At 63.8% G+C, this 12,335-nt stretch carries 10 protein-coding genes; 8 read left to right on the forward strand and 2 right to left on the reverse strand.

Annotated features, from left to right (window positions below):
- Positions 1-125 precede the first annotated feature (125 nt).
- The 4 genes from betI (at position 126) to betA (ending at position 5,599) form a co-directional block, all read left to right on the forward strand.
- Entirely contained in the window at positions 126-728 is a 603-nt protein-coding gene (betI, locus tag IB267_RS10505; protein ID WP_192447539.1) for a transcriptional regulator BetI, read from the forward strand.
- Positions 725-2,260 carry a choline-sulfatase gene (gene betC / locus IB267_RS10510; protein ID WP_192447540.1) on the forward strand — a complete coding sequence of 512 codons (1,536 nt, stop codon included), beginning with the start codon at positions 725-727 and terminating at the stop codon, positions 2,258-2,260. The genes betI and betC overlap by 4 nt, the downstream gene beginning before the upstream one ends.
- A 1-nt stretch (position 2,261) precedes the next feature.
- Positions 2,262-3,725 (forward strand): betaine-aldehyde dehydrogenase, encoded by a 1,464-nt coding sequence (gene betB, locus IB267_RS10515; protein WP_192447541.1) that lies wholly within the window; start codon positions 2,262-2,264, stop codon positions 3,723-3,725.
- 224 nt (positions 3,726-3,949) lie between these two features.
- A complete protein-coding gene (betA, locus tag IB267_RS10520) occupies positions 3,950-5,599 on the forward strand; it encodes a choline dehydrogenase (protein ID WP_192447542.1) in 1,650 nt (549 codons plus the stop codon).
- A 4-nt stretch (positions 5,600-5,603) separates the two neighbouring features.
- On the opposite strand, the gene IB267_RS10525 is transcribed toward betA, so the two are convergent.
- Positions 5,604-6,086, reverse strand: a complete 483-nt coding sequence (locus tag IB267_RS10525; protein WP_192447543.1) for a DUF6644 family protein — start codon at positions 6,084-6,086, stop codon at positions 5,604-5,606.
- Positions 6,083-6,472, reverse strand: a complete 390-nt coding sequence (locus IB267_RS10530) for a DUF6152 family protein (protein ID WP_192447544.1) — start codon at positions 6,470-6,472, stop codon at positions 6,083-6,085. Before IB267_RS10530 ends, IB267_RS10525 begins: the two co-directional genes overlap by 4 nt.
- A gap of 393 nt (positions 6,473-6,865) precedes the next feature.
- Here IB267_RS10530 and IB267_RS10535 point away from each other — a divergent pair, with 393 nt between their 5' ends.
- From IB267_RS10535 to cysN, 4 genes are all read left to right on the forward strand, one after another.
- The gene (locus IB267_RS10535) at positions 6,866-8,779 is read left to right on the forward strand and encodes a methyl-accepting chemotaxis protein (RefSeq protein WP_192447545.1); all 1,914 of its coding nucleotides are present in this window, start codon (positions 6,866-6,868) and stop codon (positions 8,777-8,779) included.
- A 247-nt stretch (positions 8,780-9,026) separates the two neighbouring features.
- The gene (locus IB267_RS10540) at positions 9,027-9,785 is read left to right on the forward strand and encodes a phosphoadenylyl-sulfate reductase (RefSeq protein WP_192447546.1); all 759 of its coding nucleotides are present in this window, start codon (positions 9,027-9,029) and stop codon (positions 9,783-9,785) included.
- A 43-nt stretch (positions 9,786-9,828) separates the two neighbouring features.
- The gene (gene cysD, locus IB267_RS10545) at positions 9,829-10,782 is read left to right on the forward strand and encodes a sulfate adenylyltransferase subunit CysD (RefSeq protein WP_192447547.1); all 954 of its coding nucleotides are present in this window, start codon (positions 9,829-9,831) and stop codon (positions 10,780-10,782) included.
- Positions 10,782-12,287: a sulfate adenylyltransferase subunit CysN gene (gene cysN / locus IB267_RS10550; protein ID WP_192447548.1), complete on the forward strand. Its 1,506-nt coding sequence runs from the start codon at positions 10,782-10,784 to the stop codon at positions 12,285-12,287. The genes cysD and cysN overlap by 1 nt, the downstream gene beginning before the upstream one ends.
- Positions 12,288-12,335: the final 48 nt, after the last annotated feature.

Genomic DNA, 12,335 nt, shown 5'->3' on the forward strand with positions numbered 1-12,335 from the left:
ACGCGAGATCGCTAACGCGGGGATTGAGCCGGATTTCTGCACAAAAGGAAAGCGAAAACACTGCTGATTTTTATTGATTGATGAGTCAATCAAAAATAGACTGATCATCGTCAAGGGAGAGACGGATGCCGAAGGTCGGGATGGAACCGGTGCGCCGCAAGGCGCTGGTAGACGCAGCGCTACGCGTGATCGGCGACCAGGGCACGCTGGCCGTCACCATGTCCGAAATCGCCCGTCACGCCGGCGTTTCCCCTGCCCTTGCCCACCACTATTTCGGCAGCAAGGAACAATTGCTGATCGAGACCATCCGCAGCCTTCTACGGCAATTGCGCGACGACACGGTGACGGCGCTCCGCGCAGTCGTGAGCCCGCGCGAAAGACTGAGCGCGCTCATCCGCGTCTCCTTCCAGGCAAGCCAGTTCGCCCCTGATACGATCGCCGCATGGCTTGCCTTTTACTCGGAAGCGCAGCGCTCGGAAGAGGTGCGGCGGCTGCTCGTGGTCTATGCCCGGCGGCTGCGCTCCAATTTGCTGGCGAGCCTCAAGACGCTTTGTGCCGACGATGACGCGGAACGCATCGCCGAAGGCGCAGCTGCGATGATCGACGGGCTCTATATCCGCCAGAGTCTGCGCTCCGCGCCGATCAGCATCGAAGCCTCGATCGCGCTCACCGAAGACTACGTCACCTCGCACATCGATCGGCTCACATACCGGGGAACGGCCGCATGACCGCAAGACCGAACATCCTGATCATCATGGTCGACCAGCTGAACGGAACGTTCTTTCCGGACGGACCGGCCGCGTTCCTGCATGCGCCACACCTGAAAGCGCTCGCGGCCCGTTCGGCCCGCTTCCGCAACAATTACACTTCGTCGCCGCTCTGCGCCCCTGCCCGCGCCTCGTTCATGGCCGGGCAATTGCCGAGCCGCACCCGCGTCTACGACAACGCCGCCGAGTACCAGTCCTCGATCCCGACCTATGCACACCACCTGCGCCGTGCCGGCTATTACACGGCACTGTCGGGCAAGATGCACTTCGTCGGGCCGGATCAGTTGCACGGCTTCGAGGAGCGGCTGACGACCGACATCTACCCGGCCGATTTCGGTTGGACCCCGGACTATCGCAAGCCCGGCGAGCGCATCGACTGGTGGTATCACAATCTCGGCTCGGTCACCGGCGCCGGCGTCGCCGAGATCACCAACCAGATGGAATATGACGACGAGGTCGCCTTCCTCGCCAACCAGAAGCTCTACCAGCTTTCGCGCGAGAACGACGATACGGAACGCCGCCCCTGGTGCCTGACGGTTTCGTTCACCCATCCGCACGACCCTTACGTGGCGCGCAAGAAGTTCTGGGATCTCTACGAGAATTGCGAGCACCTCCTGCCCGAGGTCGGCATGTTGCCGGAGGATCAGCAGGATCCGCATTCAAAGCGCATCATGCATTCCTGTGACTACGTCAATTTCGACCTCACGGAAGAGAACGTCCGCCGTTCGCGCCGGGCCTATTTCGCCAACATTTCCTATCTCGACGAGAAGGTCGGCGAGCTGATGGACACGCTGACGCGCACCCGCATGCTCGACGACACGCTGATCCTCTTCTGCTCGGATCATGGCGACATGCTCGGCGAGCGTGGCCTCTGGTTCAAGATGAACTTCTTCGAGGGTTCGGCCCGCGTGCCGCTGATGGTCGCCGGCCCCGGCGTCGCGCCCGGCCTGCATCTGGCGCCGACCTCCAATGTCGACGTGACGCCGACCCTTGCCGATCTCGCCGGCATTTCGATGGATGAGGTCAAGCCCTGGACCGACGGCATCAGCCTTGTGCCCATGATCAACGGCGAGGAGCGCTCAGAGCCGGTGCTGATGGAATATGCGGCAGAGGCCTCCTACGCACCACTCGTCGCCATTCGCGAAGGCAAGTGGAAGTACATCCACTGCGCGCTCGATCCCGACCAGCTCTACGATCTCGAGGCGGACCCGCTGGAACTGAAGAACCTCGCCGCCGATCCGGAGACGCCGGTCCAGGCCGCGACCCTGCAGGCCTTCCGCGACATGTGCGCCGCTCACTGGGACATGGAGGCCTTCGACGCCGCCGTGCGCGAAAGCCAGGCACGGCGCTGGGTAGTCTATGAGGCGCTTCGAAACGGCGCCTACTATCCATGGGATCACCAGCCGCTGCAGAAGGCATCCGAGCGCTACATGCGCAACCACATGAACCTCGACAATCTCGAGGAATCCAAACGCTATCCGCGAGGAGAATAAGATGAAAGCCCAACCGCAAGCCTCGCACTTCATCGACGGCGAATATGTCGAGGACATCGCCGGCACCGTCATCGAGAGCATCTACCCGGCAACCGGCGAAGTCATCGCGCGGCTGCACGCCGCAACGCCCGCCATCGTCGAAAAGGCGATTGCGGCGGCCAAGCGCGCCCAGCCGGAATGGGCAGCGCTGAGCCCGACCGCCCGCGGCCGTATCCTCAAGCGCGCCGCCGAGATCATGCGCGCGCGCAACCGCGAGCTCTCCGAGCTTGAAACGCTCGACACCGGCAAGCCCATCCAGGAGACGATCGTCGCCGATCCGACCTCGGGCGCCGACAGTTTCGAGTTCTTCGGCGGCGTCATCGCCACCGCCCTTAACGGCGACTACATCCCGCTCGGCGGCGACTTCGCCTATACCAAGCGCGTGCCGCTCGGCATCTGCGTCGGAATCGGCGCCTGGAACTATCCGCAGCAGATCGCCTGCTGGAAAGGCGCCCCGGCGCTTGCCGCCGGCAACGCCATGGTCTTCAAGCCCTCGGAAAACACGCCGCTCGGCGCGCTGAAGATCGCCGAGATCCTCGTCGAGGCCGGCCTGCCGAAGGGTCTCTACAATGTCATCCAAGGCGACCGCACAACCGGCCCGCTGCTCGTCAATCATCCTGACGTCGCCAAGGTGTCGCTGACCGGCTCGGTGCCAACAGGCAAGAAGGTGGCCGGTGCGGCCGCGGCCGAACTCAAGCACGTCACCATGGAACTCGGCGGCAAGTCGCCGCTGATCGTCTTCGACGACGCCGATCTCGAAAGCGCCATCGGCGGCGCCATGCTCGGCAATTTCTATTCGACCGGACAGGTCTGCTCGAACGGCACCCGCGTCTTCGTGCAGAAGGGCATCAAGGAACAGTTCCTGACGCGGCTGAAGGCCCGCACAGAGGCGATCGTCATCGGCGACCCCATGGACGACGCGACACAGCTTGGGCCGATGGTCTCGGCGCCGCAGCGCGACAAGGTCTTCTCCTACATCGAGAAGGGCAAGGCCGAGGGCGCGCGCCTCGTGACCGGCGGCGGCATCCCGAACGCCGTCAACGCAGAGGGCACCTATATCCAGCCGACCGTCTTTGCCGACGTCACCGACGACATGACGATCGCCCGCGAAGAGATCTTCGGGCCTGTCATGTGCGTGCTCGATTTCGACGACGAGGCGGAGGTGATCGCCCGCGCCAATGCGACCGAGTTCGGCCTTTCGGCCGGCGTCTTCACCGCCGACATCACCCGCGCCCACCGTGTCGTCGACCAGATCGAAGCCGGGACGCTCTGGATCAACACCTACAATCTCTGCCCGGTGGAAATCCCCTTCGGCGGCTCGAAACAGTCAGGCTTCGGCCGCGAAAATTCGGTCGCGGCACTCAACCACTACAGCGAGTTGAAGACCGTCTATGTCGGCATGGGGCCGGTGCAGTCACCCTATTGAGATAGGGCTGCGGCCGCTTCTTGAGAGGCGGCCGTTTTATCTCCCTCATCCTCGGGCGAGCGTAGCGCGTTCCGGGGATCCAGCAGCGCCGGTCGGTGGCGCACAACAGTCTTCAAGCGAAAGACGTCGCTTGGCTGGATTCCTGTCACGGGCACAGGAATGGGGAGCCGAAATAGCAGCGCAAGATCAGCCGGTTCTAGAGACGCTAGAGAAAGACCACGCTTATGCAGGCAGATTACATCATCATCGGCTCCGGCTCCGCCGGTTCGGCGCTCGCCTATCGTCTCTCGGAAGACGGCAAGAATACCGTTTTGGTGCTGGAATATGGCGGCACGGATGCAGGCCCCTTCATCCAGATGCCGGCAGCACTTGCCTGGCCGATGAGCATGAAGCGCTACAACTGGGGCTACCTCTCCGAACCCGAGCCGAACCTCAACAACCGGCGTATCACCGCGCCGCGCGGCAAGGTGATCGGCGGCTCCTCCTCGATCAACGGTCTCGTCTATGTGCGCGGGCATGCCGAGGACTTCAACCGGTGGGAAGAACTCGGCGCAAGCGGCTGGGCCTATGCGGATGTGCTGCCCTATTTCAAGCGTATGGAAAACAGTCACGGCGGCGAAGCCGGCTGGCGCGGCACCGACGGACCGCTGCACGTCAAGCGCGGGCCGGTGCACAACCCGCTGTTCCATGCCTTCATCGAAGCGGGCCAGCAGGCCGGTTTTGAAGTGACCGACGATTACAACGGCTCGAAGCAGGAAGGCTTCGGGCTGATGGAACAGACCGTCTGGCAGGGCCGGCGCTGGTCGGCGGCAAACGCCTATCTGAAGCCGGCGATGAAACGGCAGAACGTCTCTCTGGTGCGCTGCTTTGCCCGCCGCATCGTCATCGAGAACGGCCGGGCGACCGGTGTCGAGATCGAGCGCGCCGGCAAGATCGAGATCGTCAAGGCCAACCGCGAGGTTGTCGTCTCCGCCTCCTCGTTCAATTCGCCGAAACTGTTGATGCTCTCGGGCATCGGCCCGGCCCAGCACCTGAAGGACATGGGCATCGAGGTGAAGGTCGACCGGCCGGGTGTCGGCGCAAACCTGCAGGACCATATGGAGTTCTATTTCCAGCAGGTCTCGACCAAGCCGGTGTCGCTCTATTCCTGGCTGCCCTGGTTCTGGCAGGGCGTTGCTGGTGCGCAGTGGCTGTTCTTCAAGAAGGGCCTCGGCATTTCCAACCAGTTCGAGGCCTGCGCCTTCCTGCGCTCGGCCCCCGGCGTCAAGCAGCCGGATATCCAGTACCATTTCCTGCCGGTGGCAATCAGCTATGACGGGAAGGCTGCCGCCAACACGCACGGCTTCCAGGTGCATGTCGGCTACAACCTGTCGAAGTCACGCGGCAACGTCACGCTGCGTTCCTCCGACCCGATGGCCGATCCGGTCATCCGCTTCAACTATATGAGCCACCCGGAGGACTGGGAGAAGTTTCGCCACTGCGTGCGCCTCACCCGCGAGATTTTTGGCCAGAAGGCCTTCGACCAATACCGCGGCCCGGAGATCCAGCCGGGCGAGAACGTCGAGTCGGACGAACAGATCGACGCGTTCCTGCGCGAGCACCTGGAAAGCGCCTACCACCCCTGCGGCACCTGCCGGATGGGCGCCAAGGACGATCCGATGGCGGTGGTCGATCCCGAGACCCGCGTCATCGGCGTCGATGGCTTGCGTGTCGCCGACAGCTCGATCTTCCCGCACGTGACCTACGGCAACTTGAACAGCCCCTCGATCATGACCGGGGAGAAAGCGGCCGACCATATTCTTGGCAAGCAGCCGCTCGCCCGCTCCAACCAGGAGCCCTGGATCAACCCGCGCTGGCAGGTCAGCGACCGGTAACCCGCTATCCGATGAAGCCGATCCAGCGGCCGGCGAGCACCGCGGCGAGCCAGATGGACAGCGAAACGAGCGCCTGCAGCCGCAGACGGGGGGCTATCATGCCGCCCGCCAAGACGGTCTGCCAGGCCGTACCCCGGCGCAGCGACAGCGCATTGAGGACGCCAAGCGCCAGCAATGCGAGCTTCGCCAGAAATGCCGGATTGGCGAGATAGGCCGCGGGCCTGACGCTGAAGAGGCAGAACCCGGTGGCGACAGCCAGCAGGAGGCCGATGGCGGCGGCGCGCGTAAGGAACGGGCCGAGCACGTCGACCGGCGCATGTCCGACGAGCCCGAGCAGCCGCAGGTCGAGCGGCACGATCGCGCCGATCAAGAGCCCGATCGCCAGGATGTGGGCCGCGTTGACCACGAGATAGAGCAGCGCCGAGCGCCTGAGTGCTGCCCCTACCGGCCAGCCGGAGACCCATTCGGCAAGCTCGGCCGGACTCATCCCCCAGCCCGGATGCGTTCCGGATAGATGTCATAGGTCTTGCCCGCGACCGTGATCCGCACGGCCTTCATGCGCTTTTCGTTCGGGTCGAGCGAGCGATTGCCGAGTACAACGACCTCGTCGCCAGTTTTGGCCGACCCCTCGATAAAGCCTGAACGTTCCGTCTGGCGGGGATTGCCGAGTTCAACGTGCCAGGTCCCGTCCGTGGTCGATTCGACCTGAAGCGTCGGATGAGGCGGTGCCATGGAGATTTCGCGGATCGTGCCCTTGAGCTCGATCTGGTCGGCCTCGGCCCAGGACCAGCCGTGATGGGCATAAGCGCCGGTGGCCAGCACGGCGGCGATCACAACGCCAGCTAAACCTCTGCGTGAAATGGCATCCAGCATCGACCTGCTCCTTCGTTTGCCTGGGGGAAGCCGCAAGCTTGGACCTGAACAGCCGTTGACGGAAGCGCTGAGCGTTCAACACTTCTTGAAGAGAAGGGCGCCGACCTTGTCCGGCGCGGCAATAAACACCGTGACCGAAAGTTGCATGGTGAATTCATGAACAGCTTAAAATTTAGCCATTCTTAATCTCCGGTTGTTATGTCTATATGAGACGGAGTGAACGCTGGGCGAACGTGCCATGACGGCAGTTTCGCCGCGCAATATCGCGTGCTCCATCCCATCATCGACATCACTCCCCTGCCAAGGCGAGCTCGCTTACCGATGCCTTTGCGGCCATCCCCGCGGCATCGGCCGAGGATGATTTGCCTTGCGGGCAACCGCGGAGCGTTATTCATGACAATCAAAGCACGCTTGCTCGTGTGTCTGTCCCTGCTCGCCGTCGCCATGCTGGTCATGATCGTCACGGCCTTCAGTGCGATGACTTCCATCTCCAAACGCACCGAATCGATTGTCGCCGACCGGTTGCTGCCGGTCGATCATCTGAAAACGGTGTCCGACATGTATGCGGTCGAAATCGTCGATACCACCCACAAGGTTCGCAGCGGCGCCCTGGACTGGGCGGCCGGAGCAAAGGCGATCGACCTGGCCCTCTCGACCATCGACACGCGCTGGCGCACCTATGAGGCCACGCGGCTGACGCCCGAGGAGAAGAAGCTGACCGAGATTTTCGACAAGGCGCGCATCGCAAGCGATGCGTCGATCCGCGATCTCGTGCAGATCATGCAGCGTCAGGACAAGGCCGAACTCGAACGCTTCGTCGATACCAAACTCTACTCCTCCGTCGATCCCCTCGCTGCGCCGATCAGCGACCTGATCAAGCTGCAGCTTTCGGAGGCCAACGCCGAGCTCGAAGCGGCGAAGGCCGAGAAGAACAACCTCACACTCTGGCAAAGCGTGATTGCCGGTTTCGCCCTGCTCATGCTTGGCGCGACCGTCTGGTTCATCATTGCCGGCCTGCTGCGCCCACTGACCAAGCTGCGCGAAGCCATGCGCCAGCTGGCCGCCGGCAATCTCAAGACACTGATCTTCGGCGAAGGGCGCCGCGACGAGATCGGCCAGATGGCCGGCGCGGTCGCCGTCTTCCGCGACAACGCGTTGGAACGCCAGCGGCTGGAGCAGGAGGCGGAGGCCGGCCGTTCGCTCTCGGAACGCGAGCGCGAGCAGCGCGAAGCGCAGAAGGCCAAAGAGGCCGCGGAGGTTCAGACGGCGGTCAGTGCGCTTGGCTTTGGCCTCGATCGCCTTGCCGAGGGCGACCTCACCTTCCGGATCGAAACGCCGCTTGCCGAGCGGCTCGACGCGCTGCGCACCAATTTCAACAGTTCCGTCGCCAACCTTGAGGATGCTCTGCGCTCGGTTGGCGAGAACGCCCGCAGCATAAATGCCGGCGCCAGCGAAATCCGTTCGGCGGCGGGCGACCTCTCCAAGCGCACGGAACAGCAGGCTGCCTCGGTCGAGGAAACAGCCGCCGCACTCGACCAGATCGCCACCACTGTCGCCGATGCCAGCCGGCGCGCAGAAGAGGCGGGCACGCTCGTCACCCGCACCCGTGGTGCTGCGGAGAAATCGGGCGAAATCGTCGGCAATGCCGTCACGGCCATGAGCGGCATCGAGGCCTCGTCGCGGGAAATATCCAGCATCATCGGCGTCATCGACGATATCGCCTTCCAGACGAACCTGCTCGCGCTCAATGCCGGCGTCGAGGCGGCTCGGGCGGGTGAAGCCGGCAAGGGCTTTGCCGTCGTCGCCCAGGAGGTGCGTGAGCTCGCCCAACGCTCGGCCCAGGCCGCCAAGGAGATCAAGGTGCTGATCGCCACATCCGGCCAGCAGGTCAAATCCGGCGTCACTCTGGTGCGCGAGACCGGCGCGGCGCTCGAAAGCATCATCGTCGAGGTCAAGGAGATCAGCAACCACGTGACGGCGATCGTCGAAAGCGCCCGCGAACAGGCAGCCGGCATCCAGCAGATCAACACGGCGGTGAACGCCATCGACCAGGGAACGCAGCAGAACGCGGCCATGGTGGAGCAATCGACCGCCGCCAGCCACAGTCTTGCCCGCGAGGCCGGCGCGCTCAACGACCTCCTGATGCGCTTCAGGACCGGCAATGGCGCTTCGGCCGCGCCTCGCCGCGTGGCAAGTGCTTCCACGGAAAGTGCAGCCCCCTCGCCCGCACGGGCCCTGACCCGTAAGCTCGCAAGCGCCTATCGCGGCAGCGCACGGCCACAGGAGGACGGCTGGGCGGAGTTCTGACGATCCGGTCGATTGCCAACCAGGGAGGCGCGGACAGCAGGGTTCGCGCCTTTTTCTTTTTTACGACACAGCAGCCGCAAGCAATACAGTATTAAATCTAGTAAATTACTAGTCTATATTCGGTTTTTCGCTGCTTTTCGATCTGAGAGGCAGATTTGCTCCAAACAAACAGCATTAGAAACCGCTATTTCTGTCCATTGACCTGTTCGGCTGCGATATTCCGCCCAAGTTGGAACAGGACGCAGCCATGACCACGTCATCCCTCGAAACCACCGCCAAGGCACTGAACGAGAGGCTCGAAGGCCTCGATCTCGCCGGGCGGCTGGCGCTCGTCGCAAGCCTTGAAGGGCGGGCGGTCTTCACGACCTCGCTCGGCATCGAGGACCAGGTGATTACCGCCGCGATCGGCAAGAACAAGCTCGCCGTCGATGTCGTTACGCTTCAGACCGGCCGCCTCTTCAATGAGACCGCAGCGCTGATCGACAAGACGGAAGAAGCCTTCGACATCCTGATCAAGCGCTACCATCCGGAAAAGGCCGACATCGACGCTTACGCAGCGCGTTACGGCCTCAACGGCTTCTACGAAAGCGTCGAAGCACGACATGCCTGTTGCGACGTGCGCAAGCTGAAGCCGCTTGCGCGCGCACTCGAAGGGGCAAGCTTCTGGATCACTGGCCTGCGTCGCGGCCAGTCGGGCAACCGCGCCTCCACACCCTTTGCCGAGGCCGATGCCGAACGCGGCCTGATCAAGATCAATCCGCTGGCCGACTGGGACATCGAGACCATCAACAGCTACGTCGCCACCCATGCCGTTCCGGTCAACCCGCTGCACGCCCGCGGCTATCCGTCGATCGGCTGTGAGCCCTGCACCCGCGCCATCAAGCCCGGCGAGCCCGAACGCGCCGGCCGTTGGTGGTGGGAGAACGACGAGAAGCGCGAATGTGGTCTGCACGTTCCGGAAGCCGCCGCAAGCTCCATCATCCCCAATTCGAGCAGCGCCGCCTGAAGCTGGCGCGCTCGTCCGAAGACAAATCCTCCCGGAGACTGAAATGCCCCATATCCATCCGGAAACGGAACTGCATAACCCGCAGAGCGCCAAGCCGCCGCTCGATCCGCATCTGAAGGCGCTGGAAAACGAAGCGATCCACATCTTCCGCGAAGTGGCCGCCGAGTTCGAACGCCCGGTCATGCTCTATTCGATCGGCAAGGATTCTTCCGTACTGCTGCATCTGGCGCGCAAGGCCTTCTATCCCGGCCGCGTGCCCTTCCCGCTGCTGCACGTCAACACCGGCTGGAAATTCTCCGAGATGATCGCGTTCCGCAACGAGATCGTAGAGCGCTACGACCTCGACCTGATCGAGCACGTCAATCCGCGCGGTGCCGCCGAGAACGTTACGCCCTTCACCCACGGCTCGGCGCTCTATACGGACATCATGAAGACCGAGGCGCTGCGCCAGGCGCTCGACGCCGGCCAGTTCGATGCTGCCTTCGGCGGCGCGCGTCGCGACGAAGAGGCAAGCCGCGCCAAGGAGCGCATCTACTCCTTCCGCACGCCGGACCATCGCTGGGATCCGCGCAACCAGCGCCCGGAACTGTGGAACGTCTACAACGGCATGATCCGCAAGGGTGAGAGCGTGCGCGCCTTCCCGCTGTCCAACTGGACCGAAGTCGATATCTGGCGCTATATCCAGGCCGAAGACATTCCGATCGTTCCGCTTTATTTTGCTGAAAGGCGCCCGGTCGTCGAACGCGACGGCATGATGATCCTCGCCGAAGATCCGCGCCTCGAACTTCTGCCGGGCGAGACCAAGCGCGAGGAAGTGATCCGCTTCCGCACGCTCGGCTGCTTCCCGCTGACCGGCGCCATCCGCTCAAACGCGACGACGCTCGACGACATCATCTCCGAACTCGAAACCGCGACCGTTTCCGAACGCCAGGGCCGCGCCATCGACCGTGACCAGTCCGGCTCGATGGAAAAGAAGAAGCGCGAAGGATATTTCTGATGACCGCAACCGCAACCGCGAATGCCGTTGAGCACGCTCAAGCCGGCGAGGTTCTGGCCTTTCCGGCGCAGGAGCCGGCGCGCGCCACCCGTGACAGCCGTCCGCTTCGGCTCATCACCTGCGGCTCAGTCGACGACGGCAAGTCGACGCTGATCGGCCGCCTGCTCTGGGATACCAAGGCGGTCAAGGAAGACCAGGCGGCAACGCTGCAGCGTGATTCCAAAGGCAAGCAGAACGACCTCGGCCTGCCCGATTTCGCGCTGCTGCTCGACGGCCTCCAGGCCGAGCGCGAACAGGGCATCACCATCGACGTCGCCTATCGCTATTTCTCGACCGACAAGCGCTCCTTCATCGTCGCCGACACACCCGGCCACGAGCAATACACCCGCAACATGGCGACCGGCGCTTCGACCGCCGATCTCGCCGTGCTGCTCGTCGATGCTCGCGTCGGCCTGCTTGAACAGACCCGCCGGCATGCGACGATCGCGACGCTGATGGGCATCAAGCAGTTCGTGCTGGCGGTCAACAAGATCGACCTGACCGACTACGACCGCGCCCGTTTCGAAGAGATCAGCCACGAGTTCCGCGAACTGGCGCTGTCGCTCGGCGTACGCCAGGTCACCGCCATTCCGGTCTCGGCCCTGAAGGGCGAGAACGTCGTCTATGACGGCCGCGCCTCCATGCCCTGGTATGACGGCCCGACGCTGATCGAAGTCCTGGAACTGGCGACGACCCGTTCAGCCCAGACGGTCGGTTTCCGCCTGCCGGTGCAGCGCGTCTCGCGTCCGGGCGAAAGCTTCCGCGGCTATCAGGGCACGGTTGCCGGCGGCTCGGTCAAGCCCGGCGACAGCGTCGTCATCCTGCCCTCGGGCATGGTCGCCAACGTCACCAAGATCGTCACCTTCGACCTGGTGCGCAACGCGGCGGTCGCCGGCGACGCGATCACGCTCGTGCTCGACCGCCAGGTGGATGTGTCGCGCGGCGACATGATCGTGGCGATCGACAGCCAGCCGCTGACCGGCCTTTCCTTCGACGCCCAGCTGGTTGCGCTGCAGGCCGAGGGCATCCAGCCCGGCAAGCGCTACTGGCTGAAGAGCGGCAGCCGCCGCCAGCGCGTCCAGGTGCAGCCAGCAAGCCAGCTCGATCTGCAGACCGGCAAGTGGAACCAGGCCGACCAGCTGCCCATGAACGCCATCGGCAAGGTGCACCTCGCCTTCGACGAGCAGGCGATCTTCGACACCTACGAGCAGAACCGCACCACCGGCGCCTTCATCCTGATCGACCCGGACACCAACAACACGGTGGCCGGCGGCATGATCACCGCCAAGCGCTCGGCGCTCGGCGGCATCCACACGGAAGATGCCCGCGTCATCCTCTCTCTGCCGGCCGACCTTGCCGACCAGCTGATGGCGACCGAACTCTTCGCCGGCCGCCGCGAGGAAGCCGAAGTCCGACGCGTGAGCGCCGGCCGCGCCGTCGAGATCATCGACGACATCGACGGTTGAGCGACATCACACACAGCAAAAAGGGGGCCAGAACGGCCCCCTTTTTTG

Source organism: Ensifer sp. ENS09 (genome assembly GCF_014852425.1).
In the GTDB taxonomy this organism is placed as follows: domain Bacteria; phylum Pseudomonadota; class Alphaproteobacteria; order Rhizobiales; family Rhizobiaceae; genus Ensifer.